This is a genomic window from Streptococcus parasanguinis, from assembly GCF_016648925.1.
In the GTDB taxonomy this organism is placed as follows: domain Bacteria; phylum Bacillota; class Bacilli; order Lactobacillales; family Streptococcaceae; genus Streptococcus.
In genome coordinates, this window is sequence record NZ_JACLQX010000012.1 from 35,434 (window position 1) to 61,615 (window position 26,182).

Annotated in this window: 13 protein-coding genes and 1 pseudogene; all 14 read left to right on the forward strand. The window is 44.3% G+C overall.

The window, feature by feature from the left end:
- Positions 1-717 (forward strand): MucBP domain-containing protein (locus tag H7T97_RS10390; RefSeq protein WP_311638430.1); only part of this gene is annotated, 717 nt, incomplete at its 5' end.
- A gap of 181 nt (positions 718-898) precedes the next feature.
- A pseudogene (locus H7T97_RS05805) lies at positions 899-8,488 on the forward strand (accessory Sec-dependent serine-rich glycoprotein adhesin); the annotation flags it as partial.
- Positions 8,489-8,632: 144 nt separating this feature from the next.
- Positions 8,633-8,878 carry an LPXTG cell wall anchor domain-containing protein gene (locus H7T97_RS10450; RefSeq protein WP_324250405.1) on the forward strand — a complete coding sequence of 82 codons (246 nt, stop codon included), beginning with the start codon at positions 8,633-8,635 and terminating at the stop codon, positions 8,876-8,878.
- A gap of 196 nt (positions 8,879-9,074) precedes the next feature.
- Entirely contained in the window at positions 9,075-14,009 is a 4,935-nt protein-coding gene (locus tag H7T97_RS05810; RefSeq protein WP_201089715.1) for an accessory Sec-dependent serine-rich glycoprotein adhesin, read from the forward strand.
- 187 nt (positions 14,010-14,196) lie between these two features.
- Positions 14,197-15,201, forward strand: a complete 1,005-nt coding sequence (locus H7T97_RS05815; RefSeq protein ID WP_195529309.1) for a sugar transferase — start codon at positions 14,197-14,199, stop codon at positions 15,199-15,201.
- 224 nt (positions 15,202-15,425) lie between these two features.
- Positions 15,426-16,643 (forward strand): accessory Sec system protein translocase subunit SecY2, encoded by a 1,218-nt coding sequence (gene secY2, locus H7T97_RS05820; protein ID WP_045759956.1) that lies wholly within the window; start codon positions 15,426-15,428, stop codon positions 16,641-16,643.
- Positions 16,644-16,651: 8 nt separating this feature from the next.
- Positions 16,652-18,241 (forward strand): accessory Sec system protein Asp1, encoded by a 1,590-nt coding sequence (gene asp1 / locus H7T97_RS05825; protein ID WP_201089717.1) that lies wholly within the window; start codon positions 16,652-16,654, stop codon positions 18,239-18,241.
- Positions 18,234-19,778, forward strand: a complete 1,545-nt coding sequence (gene asp2 / locus H7T97_RS05830) for an accessory Sec system protein Asp2 (protein WP_201089719.1) — start codon at positions 18,234-18,236, stop codon at positions 19,776-19,778. The genes asp1 and asp2 overlap by 8 nt, the downstream gene beginning before the upstream one ends.
- A complete protein-coding gene (gene asp3, locus H7T97_RS05835; protein WP_201089721.1) occupies positions 19,775-20,245 on the forward strand; it encodes an accessory Sec system protein Asp3 in 471 nt (156 codons plus the stop codon). The genes asp2 and asp3 overlap by 4 nt, the downstream gene beginning before the upstream one ends.
- Before the next feature lie 25 nt (positions 20,246-20,270).
- Positions 20,271-22,655, forward strand: a complete 2,385-nt coding sequence (gene secA2 / locus H7T97_RS05840; RefSeq protein ID WP_201089725.1) for an accessory Sec system translocase SecA2 — start codon at positions 20,271-20,273, stop codon at positions 22,653-22,655.
- Between the two features lie 11 nt (positions 22,656-22,666).
- A complete protein-coding gene (gene gtfA / locus H7T97_RS05845) occupies positions 22,667-24,181 on the forward strand; it encodes an accessory Sec system glycosyltransferase GtfA (protein ID WP_195529311.1) in 1,515 nt (504 codons plus the stop codon).
- The gene (gene gtfB, locus H7T97_RS05850; protein ID WP_195529312.1) at positions 24,165-25,520 is read left to right on the forward strand and encodes an accessory Sec system glycosylation chaperone GtfB; all 1,356 of its coding nucleotides are present in this window, start codon (positions 24,165-24,167) and stop codon (positions 25,518-25,520) included. Before gtfA ends, gtfB begins: the two co-directional genes overlap by 17 nt.
- A complete protein-coding gene (asp4, locus tag H7T97_RS05855) occupies positions 25,513-25,704 on the forward strand; it encodes an accessory Sec system protein Asp4 (RefSeq protein WP_003003066.1) in 192 nt (63 codons plus the stop codon). Before gtfB ends, asp4 begins: the two co-directional genes overlap by 8 nt.
- 1 nt (position 25,705) lies before the next feature.
- Positions 25,706-25,930: an accessory Sec system protein Asp5 gene (gene asp5 / locus H7T97_RS05860; protein ID WP_003012425.1), complete on the forward strand. Its 225-nt coding sequence runs from the start codon at positions 25,706-25,708 to the stop codon at positions 25,928-25,930.
- Positions 25,931-26,182 lie beyond the last annotated feature (252 nt).

Consider the following 26,182-nt stretch of genomic DNA (forward strand, 5'->3'; position numbering starts at 1 on the left):
GTTGATGGCGATGGACACTTGGAATCATCTGATCCAATTAAAGGTAAAGTTGATAAACCACGTTCAATCATCACTTATGTTTACAAAGAAGTGAAGGAAGAACCAACTCAACCTAAGGGTAATGTATACGTTCACTATGTAGATGAAAATGGTAACACTATCAAACGTTCTGTTACAGATGAATCTAACCAACCAGTAGGTAAAGACTACGATACAGTTGTGGATAACCGTCCTAAGACAATCACAACTGCAGATGGTAAAGTCTATGAATTGGTACCACAAGGTAACTACCCAGTAGGTAACGTTGACGGTGAAGGTCACTTGACAACAACTGACCCAACAACTGGTAAAGTTATCGAAGGTGATAAGAACGTTACTTATGTTTACAAACTTGTGAAGACTCCAAACGTTCCAACACCAAACACTCCAGTGCCACCAACTCCAACACCAAATACTCCGGTAGATCCAACACCTAATAAACCAATGGATCCAACACCTAATAAACCAATGGATCCAACACCAAACACACCGGTAGATCCAACACCTAATACACCAGTGAACCCAGTTCCTGAGCAACCAGCTCAACCAGCTCCAGCTCTTGAACAACTTCCAAATACTGGTGAAACAGGATCTGTAGCTTCAGCTCTTCTTGGAGCAGTTGCAGGGGTTGCAGGGGTTGTAGCACTTGGAAACCGCAAAAAAGAAGATGAAAAATAATCTTCTACCCTAATTTGATTCGGTCATTTCAGGTATGTGGGAAATGAAAAAGGATCCAAAAAGAGAACCTCCGGGTTCTCTTTTTGTGTGCTGTTTTTTATGTTAAAAACTAGTCTTAATTAGTTACTTTTGGGGAAAATTAGTGTATAATAACTCGATATCTTATTTTTAAGGAGCGGACATGTTTTTTAAACGTTCGAAGGGTGATTTTCGCGAAACGGAGCGAATCACACGTTATAAATTAATCAAATCAGGAAAGAATTGGGTACGGGCATCTGTCTCGCGGTTAGGCCTATTTCGCGTCCTGCGAGGTGGTGTGGATGAAAATATCGTGGTTCAATATGAAGCATCATCACACTCTATGCCTGCTGATCTGGTCAAAGGGATGGTTGTGCTAGGGGCGCTGGCTGGAGCGACAACGGTTGCCAATCCAGTATTTGCTGAGGAAAATGAAATGAATGTGACTGTTGGATCAGAAATCAGCCCGTCGACCGGTGTAGCGGGTTCGGATAGTCTTGTCTTGGGGACGACGTCAAACTCAGATTCTGTGTCAGCCAGTCAATCTATAAGTGAATCTATCTCATTTTCAGAGTCAGCTAGTGACAGCCTTTCTCTGTCTCAATCGGTGTCTTTGAGTGAATCTCATCTTGTCAGTGGTTCAGCGAGTCCGTCTACTTCAGAAATTGCTAGTAGCACTCTCTCAGAGAATAATACTATTCATGTAGCTACTCCTGAAACGAGCGAGAAAGAAGTAGTGGCTCAGACCACTCGCTCGGAAGACCAGGTGAAGCGTCTGCAAGTCTTAGCTTTGGATTTATATACCTATCGGGCACAGGCTCTGGAAATCCCTGGGACAGAAACTGCTATTGAAAATGGAGATCTGGCTTTGGAGGCTATTCGTGTAGGTTTGTCCAATCCGGCAATTCAAATCGATGCCGTGGAAAGTCAAGCAAAAACCGCTCGGAATCGTTTGGTCAACGCGGTGCTGCGCGCGACATCTGGTCAGCGCGACCCTCGAAATGGGAACCGTATTGACACAGATACCAGCCTCCGTGCACCCCAGTATAATTTAGGTCCGGCTAACAATGCCTTGATTTCTGTTTATAACTCTGACTACATCAATCAGGCTTATAATGTTGTTGAAACCATTCCTACACGAAATAGTATTAAAAGCCTTGGCTACGCTTCTGGTAGTGATCGTGTGAATGGCATCAATTTTCCTCAGACGTCGGCCTTGAAAAATAGTGCAGTGGCCTTTAATATCATGGGAACTGTTGGGCAGACAGAGGTCGTAACGCCTGGGAAAATTTATAATGTTTCTTTTGTAGTGACCAATACGGCTAGGCAGTCAGTGACACGTACGCTACGAATCCAGGTCTTGCCGCAAAATGATGGTATTCGTAATCCGATTACGGCTGTGACGACAGCGACTTTTGTTAATGATACTACTAACTTGGCCCAGGCTGAAAAAGATAAGGTTTGGGAAGCGTTTAAAGCTACTAATCCAAATATTGCGACTTCAAAGGACTTTAAATCTTATTCCGTTTCATCATCTGGTGTGGTGACCATTACCTATAAAGATAACACTACAAATGATGTGACGGCTCCAGTGAAGCGACTTGCAGCACCAACGGTGGAGACACGCTTGCTGGAGAAAGCCTACACCCAAACGCCTGTAACAGTGACCGGTGCTGAGCCTGGATCGACCGTTGTCTTGTATAACAATGATGATGAAATCGGAACAGCAGTAGCGGATGCTTCTGGACAAGCGATCTTAACACCGAATGCTCCCTTGCAAACGGGTGGTGTAACAGCCAAAGCTCGCATCATGTATGGTGATTATGCGGTGTATTCCGATGCCAGTAATTCCGTGGCTGTAACTGACGGAACGCGTCCTGAAGTGACGGCTAAGTTGACCGTCAATGGTGTGGAACCGAAATCAACCCCTCTTGAAGGTGGTGGGAAGAATTATACTATTTACGCTGGTGATGATGCGGTAGTTACCTTTACAGCTACTGATGACAGTGGCAAGTTGAAAGAAATGAAAGTCGTTGCAAGAGCCGATTTGAATGACAATGCCTTGAACGGGAATTTCTTTGGTGGCAGCCAGTATGGAACAGGTGATATTGCTCCTATCACGGGTGATATTACGGCTACCAGTGCGAACCCTGCAACCATCACAACGACCATTCATTTGAAGGATGATCTTTACCATACCTACCGAAATACATGGCAACGCAACGTCGCGGCTATTGACAATGCCTCCAATATGAACCGTCCAAACGGTTTGGGTGAGATTCGGATTACCCAAGGGCGTCTCGCTGATCGTACGCCAGGTGTGGCGCCGACAAGCACTATTCAGGTGACGAGTCTAACTGCATTGACAGATGCAGATAAGAGCAAGGTGATTGCAGCTGTATCGGCAGTCAACCCAGAGGTAGCTAACCGGATTAAGTCCTATACGGTTAATAGTGATGGTACAGTCACCATTACTTATAAAGATAGTACGACCAATGTCGTAGCGGTGAAACTGTCAGATAGCGATCACAGTCAGTCTGTATCAAACAGTCAGAGTGCATCTGCGAAGACTTCGCAATCGATCAGTCAGTCTTTAAGTGCGAAGCAATCACAGAGCGTATCGGCTCAGCAGAGCGTTTCATTAAGCCAGTCACTGAGTTCGGTCCGCTCGCAAAGTTTGTCAGTTTCATTGAGCCAATCAGCGTCGGCAAGTGTTTCAGCTCAAGCAAGTCTATCTCGCAGTCAATCGTTGAGCAAGGAGATTTCTCAATCTCAATCCGCTTCAACGAGTCAATCTGTATCGACAAGAAAATCTGAATCTGAGAAGGTTTCTGAATCAGCTTCTGCAAGTGTCAGTGCCTTGCAGTCTGCTTCGGTATCGGCGAGTGTATCCAAGGTGGTTAGCCAGTCTGTCTCAAGTTCGACATCCGCTTCAACGAGCGCCTCTGTTTCAGTGAGTCAGTCAGTATCAGCATCGCTTTCACAGTCGGTATCAGAGTCACTAAGTCAATCGACTCGCGAGTCGGCTTCAAAATCAGTGAGTCAATCGCAGTCTGAGTCTGCATCAGTATCTTTGAGTGAGTCCGCTAGAAAATCAGCATCGTTGAGCACTTCCGTATTAGAGAGTCAATCAGCCTCAACTTCGGTGTCGGTTTCTACCTCTGAATCGGTGTCGACTTCCGAGTCTGTTTCTGTATCTGAATCAGTATCAGAGTCCGTTTCGACTTCTGAATCAGTGTCAATATCCGAATCAGTCTCAACGTCCGAGTCAGTTTCAACATCCGAGTCGGTTTCTGTATCAGAATCAGTGTCTACGTCTGAATCGGAATCGACATCAGAATCAGTATCAGCCTCAGAGTCGGTATCAACGTCCGAGTCAGTGTCTATTTCTGAATCGGCATCGACATCAGAATCGGCATCAACATCCGAATCGGTTTCTGTATCTGAATCAGTGTCTACTTCTGAATCAGCATCAACATCTGAATCAGTATTGACATCCGAGTCATTGTCCGCGTCCGAGTCAGTTTCAACGTCTGAATCAGTGTCGACATCCGAGTCTGTATCAATGTCCGAATCAATCTCGACATCAGAGTCAGTTTCAGTGTCCGAATCAGTCTCAACATCAGAGTCGGTTTCAGCATCAGAGTCGGTTTCTGTATCAGAATCAGTGTCTACTTCTGAATCGGTGTCAACATCAGAATCAGTATCAGCGTCTGAGTCGGTATCAGCGTCTGAATCAGTTTCAACGTCCGAGTCTGCATCTACATCAGAATCAGCTTCTGCGTCTGAGTCAGTTTCAGCGTCTGAATCGGTCTCAACGTCTGAGTCAGTATCTACGTCAGAATCAGTCTCAGTGTCCGAATCAGTATCAACGTCTGAATCAGCGTCAGCCTCTGAGTCAGTATCAACGTCCGAATCAGTGTCAGCGTTTGAGTCAGTGTCTACGTCAGAATCAGTCTCGACATCCGAGTCAGCATCTACATCAGAATCTGTATCAATGTCTGAATCGGTGTCGACTTCCGAGTCTGTTTCTGTATCGGAATCAGTATCAGCATCCGAGTCCGTTTCGACTTCTGAATCATTCTCGACATCCGAGTCAGCATCTACATCAGAATCTGTATCAACGTCTGATTCAGTATCAACGTCCGAATCAGTTTCAGCGTCTGAATCGGTTTCTGTATCAGAATCAGTGTCTACTTCTGAATCTGTTTCGACTTCCGAATCATTGTCAACATCAGAGTCTGAATCAACATCCGAATCAGTGTCAACGTCTGAGTCAGTCTCAACCTCTGAATCGGCATCTACCTCAGAATCAGTCTCAACATCCGAGTCTGTATCAATGTCCGAATCAGTCTCAACGTCCGAATCAACATCAGCATCAGAATCAGTATCAGCGTCTGAGTCAGTTTCAACCTCTGAATCTGTATCGACATCAGAATCAGTGTCAACGTCCGAATCGGTTTCTGTATCTGAATCAGCGTCAACTTCTGAATCGGTGTCAACGTCCGAGTCAGCATCTGCTTCTGAATCACTCTCAGCGTCCGAGTCAGTATCGGCATCAGAATCAGTCTCAACGTCTGAGTCGGTATCAGCGTCAGAATCGGCATCTACTTCAGACTCAGTCTCAACCTCAGAATCAGCATCAACGTCCGAATCAGTGTCCGCGTCTGAGTCAGTTTCCGAGTCTGTATCAACGTCAGAGTCAGCCTCAGAAGAAACTTCTGCTTCATTGAGTGAGTCAGTATCGTCATCTGAATCAGAATCAGAGTCAGCATCAGTTTCAACATCTGAGTCAGAATCGACCTCCGAATCGGTGTCAACATCTGAATCAGTCTCGACTTCTGAATCAGTTTCTGCGTCAGAGTCAGCATCGACTTCCGAATCGTTCTCAACCTCTGAATCAGTTTCAACATCTGAGTCAGTATCGACTTCAGAATCGGTTTCAACATCTGAATCAGTTTCAACATCCGAATCGGCATCTGCTTCTGAATCATTCTCGACATCCGAGTCAGCATCTACATCAGAATCTGTATCAACGTCTGATTCAGTTTCAACGTCCGAATCAGTTTCAGCGTCTGAATCGGTTTCTGTATCAGAATCAGTGTCTACTTCTGAATCTGTTTCGACTTCCGAATCATTGTCAACATCCGAATCAGTTTCGACATCAGAGTCTGAATCAACATCCGAATCAGTGTCAACGTCTGAGTCAGTCTCAACCTCTGAATCGGCATCTACCTCAGAATCGGTATCGACTTCCGAGTCAGTTTCAGCGTCTGAATCATTGTCAACATCCGAATCAGTTTCAACGTCTGATTCGGTGTCAACGTCCGAATCAGTCTCAACATCCGAGTCAGTTTCAGCCTCTGAATCGGTATCGACGTCTGAGTCAGTCTCAACATCAGAATCAGTTTCAGAATCCGAGTCAGTATCAGAAAGTCAGTCAATTTCAACGTCTGAATCAGTGTCAGCGTCTGAGTCGGTTTCAACGTCCGAATCGGTTTCAACGTCCGAATCAGTCTCGACTTCTGAATCGGCATCTACATCAGAATCAGCTTCTGCATCAGAATCAGCTTCTGCCTCTGAGTCAGCCTCAACGTCTGAGTCAGTTTCAACCTCTGAATCGGTATCGACTTCCGAATCAGTTTCAACGTCCGAATCAGTATCAGCGTCTGAGTCAGTTTCAACCTCTGAATCAGTATCGACATCTGAGTCAGTCTCAGTCTCTGAGTCAGTATCTACGTCCGAATCAGCGTCAGCCTCAGAATCTGAGTCGGTATCAGCATCAGAATCTGAGTCGGTATCAGCCTCAGAATCAGCCTCTGCTTCTGAATCAGTTTCAACATCAGAATCAGTCTCAGAGTCCGAATCAGTTTCAACGTCTGAATCGGTTTCTGTATCAGAATCAATCTCGACATCAGAATCATTGTCAGCATCGTTGAGCACTTTAGTATCAGAAAGTCAGTCAGTCTCTACTTCAGTGTCAGTCTCTACTTCAGTGTCAGTCTCAACATCTGAGTCAATTTCAGTCTCTGAATCATTGTCAGCCTCTGAGTCGGTTTCAACATCAGAATCAACTTCTGCGTCTGAGTCAGCCTCAACGTCTGAATCAGTGTCTACTTCTGAATCACTTTCAACGTCTGAATCAGTATCGACATTCGAGTCATTGTCCGCGTCAGAGTCAGTTTCAACGTCTGAATCAGTGTCGACATCCGAGTCGGCTTCTGTATCTGAATCAGTTTCAACGTCTGAATCAGTATCAGCCTCAGAATCTGTATCTACATCTGAATCAGTGTCTGCATCTGAATCAGCATCGACATCCGAATCGACATCCGAATCAGTGTCTGCATCAGAGTCATTGTCCGCGTCTGAGTCAGCATCAACCTCTGAATCAGTATCAACATCAGAATCAGCATCAACCTCTGAATCGGTCTCAACATCCGAGTCAGCATCAACGTCTGAATCATTGTCTACGTCCGAATCGGTTTCTGTATCTGAATCAGTGTCTGCATCAGAGTCATTGTCCGCGTCTGAGTCAGCATCAGCCTCTGAATCAGTATCGACATCAGAGTCAGTATCGGCATCAGAATCAGTCTTAACGTCTGAGTCGGTATCAGCGTCTGAATCAGTATCAACATCAGAATCAGCATCTGCGTCTGAGTCAGTATCAACATCCGAATCAGCATCAACCTCTGAATCGGTCTCAACATCCGAGTCAGTATCGGCATCAGAATCAGTCTCAACGTCTGAGTCGGTATCAGCGTCTGAATCAGTATCAACATCAGAATCAGCATCTGCGTCTGAGTCAGTTTCAACATCCGAATCAGCATCAACGTCTGAATCATTGTCTACGTCCGAATCAGTCTCAACATCAGAGTCAGTTTCAGTCTCTGAATCATTGTCAGCTTCTGAGTCGGTTTCAACATCAGAATCAGCTTCTGCGTCTGAGTCGGTTTCAGCCTCTGAGTCAGCGTCAAGATCAGAATCAGTCTCAGCATCAGAGTCTGTATCTGAATCGGCATCTACTTCTGAATCAGCATCAACGTCTGAGTCGGTATCGATATCAGAGTCAGTCTCAGCGTCAGAATCAGTGTCTGTATCTGAATCATTTTCTACCTCTGAATCTGCATCTGCATCAGAATCAGTTTCTACCTCTGAATCGGTTTCTGTATCCGAATCAGTGTCAATCTCTGAATCGGTGTCTACATCAGAATCAGTTTCAACGTCTGAATCAGTTTCTGTATCTGAGTCAGCATCTGCTTCTGAATCAGCGTCTGAGTCAGTGTCAACGTCTGAGTCGGTTTCAACGTCCGAATCTGCATCTACATCCGAATCAGTATCAACGTCTGAATCAGTTTCAACGTCCGAATCGGTTTCTGTATCTGAATCAGTATCAACATCCGAATCAGTCTCAACCTCTGAGTCAGTTTCAGTCTCTGGATCATTGTCAGCCTCTGAGTCGGCATCTACCTCTGAATCAGTTTCTACTTCAGAGTCGGCATCTACATCTGAGTCAGTTTCAACCTCAGAATCAGTATCAGCGTCAGCATCAGTTTCTGTATCAGAATCAGTGTCTACCTCTGAATCGGTTTCTGTATCCGAATCAGTGTCTACGTCTGAATCGGTGTCGACATCCGAATCAGTTTCTGCATCCGAATCAGTATCAACATCCGAATCGGTGTCTACGTCTGAATCAGTTTCAACATCGGAATTAGTATCAACGTCTGAATCAATCTCGACCTCCGAATCATTGTCAGCTTCGTTGAGCAGTTCAGTATCAGAAAGTCAGTCAGTCTCTACTTCGCTTTCAGTTTCGACATCAGTCTCTTCTTCTGAGTCAGCATCATTGAGTACCTCTGCACCTGAATCAACTTCAACATCAGTAATTACTTCAGTTTCAGTGAGTCAATCACAATCAGGATCAACATCTGGTAGCGGTTCATACTCTAACTCAATGAGCCAATCAATTTCTCATTCAGAGTCATTGTCTGCATCAGAATCAGCAAGTGGATCACAAAAACACAGCCAATCTGTGGCCCTTCCAAATACTGGCGAAACAGGATCTGTAACATCAGCCCTTCTTGGGGTTGTTACAGGGTTAGCTGGAATTGCTGGACTTACCCGACGTAAAAAGAAGGGGAACTGATCTAGTAGGAAAAATCATTTTTTCGAGTGAATCTCATAGGAGATTCACTTTTTTACTAGTAGAATGAATTATTTTTTATGTGTTACAAAAAAATTTGAAAATTAAACGATAATATATAAGTTTTTTGTAGCAAATTACTTGAATCTACGTAGTATTCCTGTATAATTAATAATAACTACAATGTAAGGGGAATATCATGCAATTTAAGCGTTCAAAAGGAAACTTTCGTGAAACAGATCGTGTCGTACGCTTCAAATTAATTAAATCAGGAAAAAATTGGCTTCGGGCATCAACGGCTGCTCTAGGCCTCTTTCGCGTGGTGCGTGGGCAAGTGGAGGAGACCATCATTGCCAATGTGCAGCAAGATCAAATAGAAAATCAAAAGCATAACCAAGCCTTCTTAAAAGGTTTGATTACGGTAGGGACTGTTTTTGGTGGTGCTGTGCTTGCTACGACTGCTAAGGCGGAGGATGCAACATCACTTGCACCAACGGTTTCTGAGACAAAAGAGGAAACCTTGGCAGAAGTGGATAGTGTGGTCTTAGCGAAAACTTCAAGCCAACCTTCAGAAGCCATCTCTGTTTCAGAATCAACTAGTTTTTCTACATCTGAGAGTGCGTCTGCTTCGATCAGTGAATCCACCTCTTTATCCTTGAGCGAAGTTGGATCAACTGCATTATCAACAGCAATTAGCGAGTCTGCTCAAGCTCTAGAGTCAGAGGTAGTTGTTGAAGAGCCGACTAGTTTAGAAGAAGCCACTGTTTTAGAACAAAATATCTCTGAAGCTGAATTGCTTCAAGAAATTGCAGGGAATTACGCATCTAAAATGACGGACAACGATCGCCGAGCAGTGGTCGAAGCGGTCATTAACAAAGTGCAGGCCGAAGTGACTGCAAGCAATAACTTGATCCACACCAATGCCAGTGCTCAAGCTAATGCTGACCAGCGCGATCGTTTGGAGAAAGCTGTCGATGAGATGATGACGACCTTGACAGCTGCAGGTTTTGTGGGAAATACAAATGTAGATGGGAAACCTGCGATCTCTGCTCAGTTGGCTCCTCTAGCTGAAGAAACATACTTGGCTGATGATGTATTGGATATGAGCCCGAACCCAGAAGATCCCAATGGTGCGAGTGTAGAAGATCCTACACTTGACACACCAGGATATGCTAAGGATCCTCATCTAGATAAAGATCTTTTAAGATTTTCGCCTGAAGAGTTGAAAAATTTTTTAGGTGAACCCTACACCAATCGTTATACATTTGGTATTTGGGACTTTGTGAATAAACAAGGAGAGTCACTTGGTTACTATGCGACCATGTCGATTGATATCAGTGAGATAGACCCGGAAAAGCATAAGGCAATGGATGTTTATTTCCGCATTGTTCGGAAATCAGATGGGGCTGAAATTTTTTCACAAACTGTATCTCCAGAAGGACATGACCAAGATATTCAATTACCAAAAGAAGTACTGATTGGTCAAGCTCCCCTTGGGAACAAGGTTTTTAATTCGAAACCTACTACAGGTAATGGAACCTTTGGAATGCTGACGAATTTTATTCCGGAACAGGCTTTCTTATTCCGGAGTATTTATGATGTCATGACGCCTGAGAATCAAGGGCAATTGATTAGGACGTATCCTAGTATCAAAATTCCATCTATGATGGGACAACAATCGACCTTCTATAGAGAAGTGGACCCGAATGGTAGATGGTTTAATGGGCAATATGAACCAACGGGGAAAGAAAGATCCTTACTAGAGTATAGAATCTACGGATTGGAAGGCCAGCATTATACAGCTTCCAATCCACGCGAATTTCCTGGTTATGTACAGGTCCCAGCGCACACCGTGTTCCCGAATCGTAAAAGTGGGGTGTTCGATAATAGTAAGAATGGGAAATCAAGAATTGAACTATTAGGGGATGCGCGTGAGCATTTCATTAAAAGTGAAGTTGTCACCCTTAATCAAAATGGTGATTATTCTCTTCGCTACTATGTTTTAGATCCTTCTAAAATCCATGATGTTAGTAGTGGTGATGTAGGAAATGCTAAGGTAACCGATGTATATACACTTGTTTATGAAAAAGAATTTAAACAAGATAGTACGGATAACCTTTCAGATTTAGGTGGAACTCGTAAAGTTGAAAGTAAAAACAAGGATTATTTCCTGAATGTTACACCAAAACGAATAGATTACCAACATTTTGAGTTGGATATTACAGGTTGGTTCTCTAGTAAGGAGACAGTTACATACACTGATGAGAAAACAGGAATAGAATATACTGTTCCAAAACCATTCACGGAACTTCCAAAATCGGCCTACCTCGATAAAAATACGACCATGGTCGTTGGAGAAGATGCAACACCTCAAGGAGCAGATGGTTTTTCCAACTTCAAACAAACGATCAAAAAAATAGTAGATTCATACCCCTTAACGAGTGTGAATTATTACTATCGGAAGATGACACCGTCAGAATCTACTTCACAATCTCAAAACTTCTCGATTTCAACTTCAGAGTCACTAGTTTCAGAATCCATTTCATCTTCTCAATCTGTTTCGGTCAGTGAGTCCGTTTCCTTGTCACAAGCATCTAGCTCCGCCAGTCAATCAGATTCACAGGTTTCAACCTCGATTTCCTTGTCACAATCTGTATCGACAAGCGAATCCAACTCGTTGGTTCAGGAATCGATCTCCACTAGTCAGTCGGAGTCTCTAGTCCAAGAGTCGGTTTCAGCCAGTCAATCAGACTCGTTGGTTCAGGAATCTGTATCGGCAAGTCAATCAGAATCCTTGGTTCAGGAATCCGTATCAGCAAGTCAGTCAGATTCATTGGTACAAGCCTCCGTTTCTGCCAGCCAGTCAGAGTCATTGATTAAGGAATCTGTATCTGCTAGTCAGTCAGAGTCACTGATTCAATCCTCAGTATCTGCCAGCCAATCGGAATCACTGGTTCAAGCGTCTGTATCTGCCAGCCAGTCAGACTCGTTGGTACAAGCCTCCGTTTCTGCAAGTCAATCAGACTCACAATCAAAAGCAGCATCAGCATCTAAGAGTGAGTCTGAAAAAGCCTCTAAATCTGTTTCGTTGAGTCAGTCGGTATCCTTATCTAATTTAGCATCTAGATCAATTTCTGTGTCTCAATCGCAGTCGACATCAGCTGTTGGATCGGAGGAAGTGGTTTCTCAACTGATTTCCTTGTCACAATCTATTTCGATGAGCAAAAAGCTGTCAGAATCCGTTTTGTTGAGTCAGTCAGAGTCCTTGATTCAAGCCTCAGTTTCCGCCAGTCAGTCAGACTCGTTAGTACAAGCATCCGTTTCAGCTAGCCAATCAGAATCACTAGTCCAAGCGTCAGTTTTGGCAAGTGAATCAAATTCATTGGCTCAAGAATCGATTTCAGCCAGCCAATCAGACTCATTGGTTCAAGCCTCGGTTTCTGCCAGTCAGTCCGAATCCTTGGTACAAGCGTCAGTTTCTGCAAGCCAGTCTGAGTCTTTGGTTCAGGCATCTGTATCGGCGAGTCAATCGGAGTCGTTAGTACAAGCCTCCGTTTCAGTGAGTCAATCACAATCTACTTCTGATGTTGAATCTAAGTCTCAAATTACAGAATCTATGTCCTTTTCTCGTTCTGATTCAATGAGTCAATCGGAAACGCAAGTATCGACTGATTTGCAATCAACATCATTGAGTCAATCAGAATCGTTAGTGCGAGAGTCAGTTTCTGCGAGTGAATCGGAATCATTGGTTCAAGAATCGGTATCGGCCAGTCAGTCAGACTCGCTGATACAAGAATCAGTTTCCGCTAGTCAGTCCGAGTCGTTGGTTCAAGAGTCCGTTTCGGCTAGTCAGTCCGAGTCGTTGACCCAGGCATCCGTTTCCGCTAGTCAGTCAGAATCACTGGTCCAAGAGTCAGTTTCTGCGAGTGAATCGGAATTATTGGTTCAGGAGTCTGTATCGGCCAGTCAATCAGAGTCGTTGATTCAAGAGTCCGTTTCGGCTAGCCAATCCGAGTCATTGGTTCAGGAATCTGTATCTGCCAGTCAATCAGAGTCTTCAGTTCAAGCATCCGTTTCAGCAAGTGAATCAGAATCGCTAATCCAAGAGTCGATCTCAACTAGTCGATCCGAATCTTTGGCCCAAGCATCCGTTTCAGCAAGTCAATCAGAATCGCTGGCTCAAGAATCAGTTTCGGCGAGTGAGTCCGATTCCTTGGTACAAGCCTCAGTTTCAGTCAGCCAATCAGAATCTCAGGTTCAAACATCAGTTTCTGCTAGTCAATCAGAGTCGCTGGCTCAAGAATCAGTTTCAGCGAGTCAATCAGAGTCGCTAGTCCAAGAGTCGATTTCCGTTAGTCAATCAGACTCGTTAGTCCAAGCATCCGTTTCAGCAAGTGAATCAGACTCGTTGCTTCAGGAATCTGTATCGGCCAGTCAATCCGATTCCCTGGTTCAGGAATCCGTATCTGCCAGCCAGTCCGATTCACTGGTACAAGCATCCGTTTCAGCTAGTCAATCAGAATCGCTAGTTCAAGCGTCCGTTTCTGCAAGCCAATCAGATTCATTAGTTCAAGCCTCTGTCTCCACAAGCCAATCTGCCTCAACTTCTCATGTTGTAGCTGCATCGCAGGTTTCAGAGTCTGGATCGTTCTCTCGATCCGTTTCTGAGAGTCTATCTGCTTCACAATGGACATCCCATTCAGAATCTCTAGCGTCGGCCTCGCTATCGAAGTCTGACTCCTATAGCCAATCAGCTTCACTCCTTTCTTCAAGCGAATCGGCTTCAACGTCCATGCCAGTATCTGAATTTCCTTTGACGAGTGTTTCAGATTCTAGAAGCGCATCATCGACAGAGAGTCAATCCTTATCGCAGGAAATTTCTGAATGGATTAGTGTGTCTTATGCGTCAAGTTTCTCTGCTGTGACAAGTTCTTCGGAGTCTGTCGTGTCTTCGTTTGGCACCTCTTACTCAGAATCTCCATCAGACACAAGCTCGCTAACTGCAACGCATTCTTCCGGACCTGCTCTTCCAGAGACAGGTGCCCATCCTTCATCTAATATTCTTGCTACAGGAGCTTCCATTCTTCTGTCTGGATTAGCCCTTTTAGGAATTCGGAAAAAAGATGGCAAATAAAACCTTAAAAGACCGGAATGAACCGGTCTTTTATTGATCTAGAATGTCTAAGAAGTTGGGAAATATGTTATAATGAATGAGGAAGTTTTCGTTGAGGGATATGAAAAAGGTTACTTTGTGAAAAGCTCTGTTTGCCTTCATATCTTCAGAAAATATGGGATTAAAAAAGAAGAGTCAGAGGAAAGAGATGAAAATCCATTTTACAAATCTATTTGGGCAATCTTCGAAAAGTGTTGCCCTGATGGCACAAAACGATATTATGAATGTCGTTCGTGAACTTGGGGTTAATGAATTAGGGATCTACTTTTATGATCATAGCAATGAACCAGCTAGCGAATTGAACTCGCGAATGGATGGGATTTTAGCAGGCGTTGCTTTTGGGGATATCGTCTTCGTTCAATCGCCTTCTTGGAATGGGATTGAGTGGGACCGCCGTTTGGTTGATAAGTTAAAACTCCTTCAAACCAAGTTGGTCATGTTTATCCACGATGTCCCACCGCTTATGTTTGAGAGTAATTATTACCTGATGCCCAACTATATCGACATGTACAATCAGAGTGATCTGGTCGTTGTTCCATCAGAGCAAATGTACCATCGTCTAGTATCAGAAGGGCTTACAGTTAAAAAATATGTGGTCCAAAAGTTGTGGGATTTGACCCACAGTTTGGATCTCTATACCCCACAATTTGAGAAAAAACTGATCTTCTCAGGAAATCCTTCGCGTTTCCCTCATATCATCGACTGGAAATATGATACACCCCTTCATGTCTATGCTGAACCAGTTGAAGGAGTTGATTATTCCAAGGTCCATATGGAAGGCTGGCGAACCAAGCAAGAGTTGCTTTTGGAGCTTTCTAAGGGTGGTTTTGGGCTGGTCTGGGGAAATTCAGAGAACCCCGAGGATGAGCGAGATTACTACAAAGAAAATATTTCCTACAAATTATCGACTTACTTATCCGCAGGTCTTCCAGTAGTGGTGCCAGACTATTTGTCAAATGCAGACTATATTCGAGAAAAAGGGCTTGGCTTTGTAGCATCTAGTCTTGAAGAAGCTAATCGTCTGGTTCAAGACTGTACAGAAGAAGAGTATGCCCAAATGGTCCGAAAGGCTCAATATACTTCTTATTTGATCCGCAATGGCTATTTTACAAAGAAATTATTTGTCGATACCATCATGGCATTAGGAGAATAATATCCAAGTAAACAAGATTCTTCAGATAAACATCTGAAGGATTTTTTGTTGAATACGGTACCAAATGGGGAAATTGAAATATTATCAAATATTAGTGACAAATGAGTTTGGAAAAGTCGCAAATTATGGTAAAATAAGTTGAGATAAAATGCTCTAAAGGCACATATTTAAAGGCTGTTTCCCTGGTGAAAGAGTCAAAATGAGTAAGAGAAAGTTTAAAAGAAATGTTAAAACGATCTGAAGTAGGAAAGAGATTTTGTTGGACGATATTTTTCGTCTTTATTTATGTTTTGGGAAGTAAAATTTCCCTGCCTTTTGTTGACTTATCAAAGGCCTTGAGACTCAATGAGGGAACGACAACGGGCTTGCAGCTTTCAAGCGCTGTGATGGGGGGAAACCTCCGCGGAATGTCGATTTTTTCGATTGGTCTATCCCCATGGATGTCTTCCATGATTTTGTGGCGGATGTTTACCGTTTCAAAACGCTTTAACCTCGAAAAAACCAGCACGGAGATTGTGGAGCGGCGAAAGATGTACGTGACCTTGGCGCTCGCCATCGTCCAGTCTTTGGCAGTGGCCATGTATCTCCCCTTGAAGACAGGGTTGAACCCCGGACTTGTCATTGCGGTCAATACCATGATTATGGTGGCTGGAGCCTTCTTTTTAGTTTGGCTCTCCGATCTAAATGCCGCTTTGGGGCTTGGAAGTTCTGTTGTGATCATGATGGCTGGGATGGTTATGTACCTGCCAGAAGACGTGATGCAGACCCTTTCAAATGTCAATAATATTCCAGAAATCGCTTATGTTCTGGGCGTGATTTTCATCTTGATTTTTGTCTATGTGGCAGTCTTGGTGGAATATTCCAAGTACCAGATTCCTGTCAATAAATTAGGGATCCACAACAACTTGAAAAGTTATACTTTTTTGGATATCAAGCTCAACCCGGCAGGAGGGATGCCCTTCATGTACGCCATGACCTTGGTGTCCATTCCTCAGTATGCTATGCTCTTGATCTTGTCAATGGATTCCAATGCCAAGTGGGCTGCTCGTTTAGCCAAACACTTGGTGATGGGAGATCCGATTTGGATCCTTCTTTACATTCTGATGATCGCCCTTCTCTCTTTTGCTTTTGCCTTTGTCAATGTGAACGGAGAAGAAATTGCAGATAAGATGATGAAGGCTTCCGAGTATATCGATCATGTCTATCCTGGAGCAGATACACGTCGCTATATCAATAAAATTGTGCTACGCTTGACGGTTTTTGGGACCTTGTATCTGATCCTCTTCACGGCGCTTCCTTTTTCTCTCCTGTTATGGGATAAGGATCTCTTGCGCTTGACCATGATTCCAGGAACCTTCCTCATGTTTGTCGGGATGATTTACAATATCCGAGAAGAAATTCGTGCCCTTCGTGTGAATCAACGTTATACAAGAATATTCTAGGAGTAACCATGTATTATTTTGTACCAGCCTGGTATGGAACGGACCGCATCTGGCAGCAAACAGCTACCCCTTGGTACTGGATGCGAGAGTCCATTGAATTTGACGATACCATTAATCAAGTTCGTATTTTTCAAGAAGCAGAAATGGATCGGATCTTATTGTTACCTCAATATAGTCCACAACTGCGCTATTTTTTACACCGCCAAGATTTGTTAGAGACAGATGTGCTTTCGATTTTTGATAAGATCCAACAGGTTCCGTCTGATTTGGCTATGCGCCCAGTTCAGCTTCAGGACATCGAATGGCCGAGTGAGACCACTTTTTCCTATACTCCCTTTTTGGTGATGGCATTTCGTAAGGGCCACCACCTAGCGAAAATTGATATGGGAGTGGATGGAAACCTTCTCTCTTTGACCCGTTATAAGAATGACGAGATCAGCTACATCGAGTACTTAGATGATCGTGGCTTTATCTCTAGTCGAATCTACTACAATGAGGGGAAACCTTATTTCCAAGAGTATCTGAGTTTTGATGGGCAATGGGTTTTGAGAGAGATGTTGATCGAAGAGAACCACTCCGTCATGGTCAATGAAGCTTTCTTTCATGCCTTCAAAAAAGAAAGCTATGCCAATATGGGAGACGTTGTTGCTGAAAAAATGAAGGAGCAGCTAGCAACCTTGGTTCCAGGACGAGACCAGTTGGTTTTGGCAGCTCATCCAGCAAATTTGGCCTTTTTACAAGATACAGCAAGTAGCGTCAAAAAAGTCTTGTCTTTCTATGGGGATCGTCAGCCCTTGTCTGCCGAAAACTTTGCCCTCTATTTTGATATGATTGATGCCCAGCTCTTGATCACAGATAGTGAAAAAACCAAAGAAGCGATTGGGGTCTTTTCTCCTAGCTTAGCTCAAAAGACACACCGGATTACCTCTTTTGACTCCCGCCTCCGTTTGGGCTCTAGTCAGGAACGCAAGGAATCAAAGATTTACTTTTATGTCAATGAAGCTGAGCTTCCAAGTAAGAGCCAGCTCAAGAAGGTTCTGGAGGTCTTGGCACAACATCCTTTATTTGAAGTTGTTTTTGCATTTTACAATGGATCGCCGGAGCGTGTTAAGGAATTAGAAGGGCAACTCGAGGAATTGATCGCTAGCGAGCAGGACTTGCATCTTGTTCAGTTGCCAAGTCAGTCAGAAGGGCTTGGAGAAAACCAAATCATTGATGAAGAGTCTGTACAAGACGCATCGGATTACCGTTTTGTGGTTAAGAATTTTTCAAATGAAAATGACATTATTCAAGAGTTGGAAAAAACACGTTTGATTGTCGATTTAAGTGAGGAGCCCAACCTCTATACGCAGATTGCAGGGATCTCTGCTGGGATTCCTCAGGTCAACCGCGTCCAGACAGAATATGTCGATCATTTGAAAAACGGTTATGTTATATCAAAGGGAGACAAGGAATTAGAAAAGGCAATCACGTACTTCTTATTGGAATTGAAGCCTTGGAATGAAGCCTTGGTCTACTCAATCGAAAAAATCCAAGAATACACCGGTCAACGCTTGATCGAGAAATGGGAAGGATGGATGAAAGAACGTCATGGATAAAAAACTACAGATACCCCATATTCTCCAAATCGGCTCAAGCAGTTGGCGAGATCAGGTGGAGCTTCCTGCTGGACTAGGCTGGCACTTTTTTCAAGTCACCGCTCTTCCATCGCTCAAAGAGTATATGGAAGAAGAGGAAATCTCCAAATTCAAAGCCTTGATTCTGGAAAAGCCAGAAGATTTATTAGCTTTAGGAGAAGACCTGGCTTATTTCCAGCCTTATACTGTTTTTTATGATCAAAGCCATGAACTAGAGGCGCCTTCTGACGAATTGGCCCACCTCTTAAGACTCAAGCAAGCGAGACCCTGGGATTTCTCAAATAAGCATCAATTTCTCTATGTTTTAGACCGCTTTTTATACGACAATCAATACGGGGATGCCTTTACAGTTCGTGACCTGCAGGTGAGACCTGATTTTGCTGGTCAGCAAACAGTCTTGGGGCAACATTTCCTCAAGCTTGACGGAGCATACGGGGAAGAGTTTACGCCGATTGTTCAGTGGGTTTACAATTATGTGTATGACGCTAGCCGTCCCATCAATTTTTGGTTGGAATACGAAAAAGATCCTAGCTGCCAGCTACAATTGCGGATCCAATTTTACCGCTTTGGTGCTCTGGGAGAGTGGGTCAAAGATGCAGTCTTTTCAGAAGAAGAGATGGAGCAACCACTAGAACTGGATGGAGCAGAACCTTATTACCTAGCCTTTTCGCTGGAAGCAAAAGGAGAGGGGACGCTTACGATCGGAGCTTTACATAAGCGCTTGTCCCATGGTCCTTTAGGAGAGATGACCGTAGGAGCTAAGACGCTACGGGACCACAAACGTCAAGAAATTTTTGCTTATTTCCATCCTGGCGATCTGAAGCCCCCTTTAAACATTTACTTTTCTGGGTATCGTCCAGCCGAAGGATTTGAAGGGTTTGGGATGATGCGTGCTATGGGTAGTCCCTTTATTCTCTTTTCTGACCCAAGACTGGAAGGTGGATCCTTTTATATGGGCTCAGAAGAATTAGAAAATCAAATCACAGCCTTTATTGATCAGCACTTGGACTTGTTCGGCTTTGAGCCCAAAGATATGAATTTCTCAGGCTTGTCCATGGGGACCTTTGGTGCCCTTTACTATGGTGCTCTTTATTCTCCTCATGCGATCTTGGTTGGAAAACCCATTGTCAACCTGGGGGATGTCGCTGCCAATCTGAAATTTAAACGTCCAGATGAGTTTGGAACGTCTCTAGACATGATGCAGTTGATCATTGGGCAAGTGTCACAAGAAGGGATCGGCCAGCTCAATCAACGTTTCTGGGACCGGTTTGAAAAAGCGGACTTTAAGGATACCATTCTAGCCCTTGCCTATATGCGGGATGATGACTACGACCAGCAGGCTTATCCAGATATTTTAGAGGCCCTGTATGAATTGCCGGTTCGTATTATCAGTACTAGCCGCGCTGGTCGACACAATGATGCGAGTGGTCCAATCATTGAGTGGTTTGTGACCCAGTACAAAGAAATCATGGAAAGAGACTTTGGAAGAAACCAATGATAAAAATAAAAGAAAATGAAAGCAGACGAATCTACTGGGGCGATACCGTTCTAGCAGATTATCTTTGGGGATCGACCATTCAGGCGACTGCCCAAGGAAGCGTTCAGTTTCAGAACCCCCTCATGCCATCTGGTCAAGTGCTGAAAACTTGGCATTCGCAGACAAATTTTGGCGCAACTCGTCAAATTCCTAGTCTGCCCCTGCTCAAAAGAGAGCAAGATTATGAATTGGTTATCACGATGGAAGCGACTCCTGCTCATACCGTTATGGTAGAAATTATCTTTAGAGATCGCTTTGGAGACCTTGTTGGCCGTCGAGTAACCGCAGAAGGTCGCTTGCAGTTCACCTATCCAGATCAAGCTTACGCCTACGAAGTACGCTTGCTCAGTGCAGGTTTGCAAGAGTTTACCTTCCACTATTTCACTATTCAACCAATATCGTCTGAGGGAGCAGAAGTTCTCGAATAGACGAACATCACTGCAAAAAAAGAGGATCACATTGGATTACGTTAAATTAAGAAACATCAAAAAAATCTTAAAAGAAGTCAATAGCTGGAAGGATGATATGGCCCGCTTGACGGATCGTCAGCTGCAGGAGAAAACTGCAGAATTTCGGGAACGTCTAGCAGAGGGCGATACCTTGGATGATCTCTTACCGGAAGCATTTGCGGTTGCGCGGGAGGCCGATAAACGGGTCTTGGGCATGTTTCCTTATGACGTGCAAGTCATGGGAGGGATTGTCCTCCACCAAGGCAATGTCGCTGAAATGAATACCGGTGAAGGAAAAACCTTGACGGCAACTATGCCGGTTTATCTCAATGCCTTAGAGGGCAAAGGGGTCATGGTTATTACGACCAATACCTATCTGGCAACTCGGGATGCAGAAGAGATGGGACAGGTCTACCGCTTTTTGGGCTTGACTGTCGGCGTTCCTTTAAAACAATCTGAAGACGAAGAATTAGATCCAGAAGTCAAACGGGAGATTTACCGGTCAGATGTCATTTACACGACCAATACTAGTCTGGGCTTTGACTATTTAACAGAGAACTTGACGGCTTCTGCAGATGGCCAATTTTTGGCAGACTTCAATTACGCCATTGTCGATGAGATTGATTCGGTGCTTCTAGATAGTGCTCAGACTCCCTTGATTATTTCTGGTTCTCCTCGGGTCCAGTCCAACCTTTATGGGATTATTGATACCCTGATCCAAACCTTCAAAGAAGGGGAAGACTTCAAGTTTGATGAAGAAAAGAAACGAGTTTGGTTGACTCGAAAAGGAGCTCATGCAGCAGAAGCCTTTCTAGCCATTCCCAACCTCTATGATCCCCAATACCGTGACTTGGTCCGCCATATCAGCTTAGCCCTGCAGGCCAATAAAAACTTTATTAAGGATAAGGATTATGTCATCCATCCCAATGTCGAAGGGCAACCAGAGATTGTCTTACTAGACCAGGCGACGGGGCGCTTGATGGAAATGACCCGTTTGCAAGGAGGACTCCACCAGGCGATTGAAGCCAAAGAGGGTCTCAAGCTCACCCAAGAAACACGAGCCATGGCTTCTATTACTTACCAAAACCTCTTTAAGATGTTTCGGAAGTTGGGTGGCATGACTGGGACTGGGAAGGTCGCTGAGGCAGAGTTTCTTGATACCTATGCTATGTCAGTGATCAAGATCCCAACCAATCGCAAGAAGATCCGCAAGGATTTGCCGGATGAAATCTATCAGACCTTGCCGGAGAAAATCGTGGCTTCCTTAGATTATGTGAAGAAGATCCACGAAAAGGGCAATCCGATTCTGGTCTTTGCCGGATCCGTTGAGATGTCGATTCTTTACTCGAATCTTCTTTTGCGCGAAGGGATTCCTCACAATCTTCTTAATGCCAACAATGCTCCTCGAGAGGCCCAGATCATTAAGGAATCAGGTCGAAAAGGAGCCGTGACGGTTGCGACCTCAATGGCCGGTCGGGGAACCGATATCAAGTTGGGACCAGGAGTCGCTGAGTTAGGTGGCTTGGTGGTTGTTGGGACTGAGCGGATGATGAACCAGCGGATTGACCTTCAAATTTGTGGACGTTCAGGTCGCCAAGGAGATCCCGGTTTGACCAAGTTCTTCGTCTCTTTGGAAGACGATTTGATGAAAAACTGGGGGCCAGACTGGATCCAGGATACCTATCAAGACTATGATGTGGATGAGCGAATTGGTTCAGCCAAAGCTCTGACCAAGCGCAAGTATAGAAACTTGGTGGAACGAGCTCAAAATGCTAGTGAAAGTTCTGGTCAGGCCAGTCGTCGGATGACGCTAGAATTTGCGGAAAGCATGAACATTCAGCGTGCCATCGTCTACGAAGAGCGCGACCGCTTGATCAAACAAGAAGGACGTTTGGATGATATCGTTGAAAAAGTGCTTCGTTCCGTCTTTTCAAGCGTAGTCCATAAAAAAGAATACAAGGAACCGGTAGCTTTTTATCGCTATATGTTAGACAATGTTAGCTACCAAGTAGATCCGGAAAAGGCCCACCAAACCTTCCGTAGCAAGAAAACCAAAGAGAATTTCTTATGGGAGATTGCTAAAAGTGAGTTAGAAGCTAAGTATGAGATCTTAGGCACCGATGAGGTGATCGCCCAATTTCAGCGCATGGCCATCCTAAAAGCTATCGATGAAAACTGGGTCGAGCAGGTAGACTATCTGCAACAATTGCGCATGGCGCTCTCTGGTCAGTACACCAGTCAGAAAAACCCTTTGGTAGAATTTTTCCAAGAAGCCTACCAATCCTTTGAACGAATGAAAGAGGCGGCCAAAGAACAAATGGTCCGCAATCTCTTACTGAGTCGAGTAGAAATCAATAAAAAAGGGGAAATTGTCTTGCATTTCCCATAAAAGAGGACATTATGACAGTATACAATATCAACCTTGGAATCGGTTGGGCCAGCAGTGGTGTTGAGTATGCCCAGGCTTACCGTGCCCAGTTGTTACGCAATATCCATCAACCAGCCAAGTTTGTCTTTATGGATATGATTCTAGCCGATAATATCCAGCATTTAACAGAAAATATCGGTTTTAAAAATGATGAAATCATCTGGCTCTATAGCTATTTTACAGATATAAAAATTGCGCCAACGACCTATACCATTGATCAGGTCTTAGCAGGTTTTGCCGGAAAACCGACTCGGGAAGAAGTCGACGGCAAGATCAAGCGCTTCTTTTATGAGGACCAGGACAATTTTTTGACCTGCTACCTGCGCGAAGAAAACAGTCCTTATGTCGAACGCTGCGAGTACGTGTCTAGAGGGATTTTGGTGAGAAAGGATTATTTCTCCTATACCCGCTATTGTACAGAGTATTTCATTCCTAAGAACAACCAAGCCAACTTGATTGAGCGCCGCTTTTACAATGAAGACGGGACGGTTGCCTACAGCATGCAGATGGCGGATGGCCGCGAAATCTATCGTTTTCCAGATCGCTACCTGGTTGGTCGCCAAGAATTGATCCGCTACTTCATGCAGACCCTTCAATTGACCAAACAAGATCTGGTGATTTTAGATCGGGAAACCAATATTGGTCAGCCTATCTTTGAAGAAGCTCAAAAGGCCCGCCTGGGGGTGGTCGTCCATGCCGAGCACTTCAGTGCCAATAATGTCGATGATCAGTATATCCTGTGGAACAACTATTACGAGTACCAATTTACCAATGCAGACAAGGTGGACTTCTTTATTGTTGCTACTGACCGCCAAAAAGAAATCTTGGCAGAGCAGTTTGCCAAATACACCAACCATCGGCCAGCTATCTATACCATTCCAGTTGGAAGCCTTGCCAGCTTGCCACAAAACGAAAATCGCACCCCGTTTTCTATGATTACTGCCTCTCGTTTGGCGACAGAAAAGCATATTGATTGGTTGGTGCGAGCAGTGGTTCGCGCCAAAAAAGAATTGCCAGAACTGTCTTTTGACATCTATGGAAAAGGTGGAGAAGAAGGCAAGTTGCGTTCTCTAATTGATGAATTGGGGGCGGCAGACTATATCCATCTCAAAGGGCATGCCAATCTAGAGGAAATTTATAAGAATTATGAGGTTTACCTGTCAGCGTCGACCAGTGAAGGCTTTGGGTTGACCTTGATGGAGGCGATTGGTTCTGGACTTCCGATTATCGGTTTTGATGTTCCTTATGGCAATCAGACCTTTGTCACAGAAGGTAAAAATGGCTATCTCATTCCGCCTTCAGCAGATCAAGTGGTCGACCAGATTGCTTCTGCCTTTGCGGAGAAAATCATCCAGCTATACAAAAAGGATGATCTAGCCAGCATGCGTCAAGCATCTTATGCGCGTGCAGAAGACTTTTTGACCAGCCGAGTAGAAGAAGCTTGGGCACAATTGATAGAAGAGGTGACACATGCTGAACGTATTTGATAGTTATTCTCGTGAAAGCCAAGACTTGCTCCACTCCATGAAAGAGTCTGGCTTTGACCACCCGACCGTTGTTTTGGAGCCAAATGGTTTCTTACCAGACGGTGTCGAATCTCCCTTTATCTATTTCTTAGGACAAGCAAAAGGAGAGAAGCGCGGACGCTACTTTAATGAAGTTCCAGTGCCTGATTTCTGGGAAGTTTCTGGGGATAACAGTTCGGGAAAAGTGACCTACTATGGTCAAGAAAAGGCTCGAATTGTGTACCATGCTGCTTCTTATAAACGCATCGTCGAGCGCTTAGAGTGGTTAGATGACAAAGGGCAAGTGGTCATGGTTGAGCACTATGACCAATACGGTCGTAAGATTGCTGTAACGACTTGTGGTGATCAAGGTCAGTATTTGGTGACTACTTATTTTGAAGGGGATACCGAGCGCTTGACAGAAAATCACCAAACAGGGGATTTGATCTTGACCTTGGACCATCAACCCATGCGGATTTTCAAGAATCGCTTAGATTACTTTGTCTTTTATCTAGAGTATCGTGGTTTTGATCTAGATGGTTTGGTCTACAATACGCTGGCTACCTCCTTTAGCATTAGCCTCCAGCTGGGCAATAAAGGCATCAAAGGGCGCGACGTCTTGGTGTGGCAAGAGCCTCTTCACGACAGCCTTCCTGGGAATATGCAGTTGATTCTACAGAACCCAGAAATCCGGACCAAGAAGATCTTGATTCCGCAAAACGCGACCTATCATCGTGCTTTGCAGTTGACCTCGCAAGACCAGCATAGTTATTTTGGTCCTCTTGGCTACCTGTATGATTTCAAGGTGAAAGACGATATCCGTAAAGACGCCTTTGTCTTGACCAATTCGGATCAGATCGAAGCCTTGACCTACCTAGTAGAGAACTTGCCGAATGTGACCTTCCGTGTAGCAGCTTTGACGGAGATGTCTGCGAGCCTCTTGTCTATGGTCCGCTACCCAAATGTGGTCTTGTACCAAAATATCAGTCAAGAGCGGATCAAAGAGTTGCTTAAGGTCTCTAGTATTTATCTGGATATCAACCACTATGCAGAGGTACAAGGCATTGTTCGCAAGGCCTTCGAACACCAGCAAGTCATCCTTGCCTTTAGCCATACCCTGCATGACCGCCACTTCCTCGCACAAGCCAATATCTTTGACCAAGGAAAAGAAGCAGATATGGTGGCCCGTATCCAGGAAATCTACCAATCTGTGGATAACTACAGAGAAGCCGTTGCGCAACAAATTGCCCAATCAAGTAGCGTTGAGCCAGCTGTTTTCAAAGCTCGCTTGCAAGAAGGGATAGGTGGATACAGTGAGTGATCGTAAGAAAGATTTATTTTACAAAGAAGTAGAAGGACGGATGGAGTCTCTCAAACGCCGTCCTGCCGAAAAAGAAAAGACGACACGTTCTGAAAAGATCAATGTCACTTTTAATGTGATCATTGGTTTGGTGATTCTGCTGGGAGTTATTTTTACCCTCTTCAGAGTGTTAGGAGGATCCTAAGATGGAAATGGTATTTGCAATCGGGATCTCGATCTTATCCCTCGCTCTTGTGGTTCTGATCACCCTGCAGCCTCGCCAACAACAATCGCTCTCAACAGATGCGACCAGTAACCTAGGAAAACCAAGTTACTGGCGCTCCCACCGTGGACTCAAGCTAGCGACTCTTGTTGTTAGTATCGTCTTTCTCCTATCTTTATTTCTTTATATGATGGTCGTACAGGCCTAGTCTTTAATAGAATGGATAAAAAGAAGTTGGTATTCTCCAACTTCTTTTAGAATGTAATCCATCTGTTTCTTACATAATGCAACCTAAATGATACTTAAAAAATTAAAGAGATATCTACAATTTGAAGAGGCTGGGACAAAAGTCCTAGCCTCTCAATTATTTTTGGATTGTCGAACAAGACGCAGTGGTTGAGTGGGCTCTACTACGCTGATTTCATCAGCTTTTACAGCCCTACTCAACTGTGCGGAGGTG

Excerpts from the sequence above, each read along its gene's own strand:
- H7T97_RS05810 (WP_201089715.1), top strand. The coding sequence starts at position 9,075 with ATGCAATTTAAGCGTTCAAAAGGAAACTTTCGTGAAACAGATCGTGTC.
- H7T97_RS05815 (WP_195529309.1), top strand. The coding sequence starts at position 14,197 with ATGAAAATCCATTTTACAAATCTATTTGGGCAATCTTCGAAAAGTGTT.
- secY2 (WP_045759956.1), top strand. The coding sequence starts at position 15,426 with ATGTTAAAACGATCTGAAGTAGGAAAGAGATTTTGTTGGACGATATTT.
- asp1 (WP_201089717.1), top strand. The coding sequence starts at position 16,652 with ATGTATTATTTTGTACCAGCCTGGTATGGAACGGACCGCATCTGGCAG.
- asp2 (WP_201089719.1), top strand. The coding sequence starts at position 18,234 with ATGGATAAAAAACTACAGATACCCCATATTCTCCAAATCGGCTCAAGC.
- asp3 (WP_201089721.1), top strand. The coding sequence starts at position 19,775 with ATGATAAAAATAAAAGAAAATGAAAGCAGACGAATCTACTGGGGCGAT.
- gtfA (WP_195529311.1), top strand. The coding sequence starts at position 22,667 with ATGACAGTATACAATATCAACCTTGGAATCGGTTGGGCCAGCAGTGGT.
- gtfB (WP_195529312.1), top strand. The coding sequence starts at position 24,165 with ATGCTGAACGTATTTGATAGTTATTCTCGTGAAAGCCAAGACTTGCTC.
- asp5 (WP_003012425.1), top strand. The coding sequence starts at position 25,706 with ATGGAAATGGTATTTGCAATCGGGATCTCGATCTTATCCCTCGCTCTT.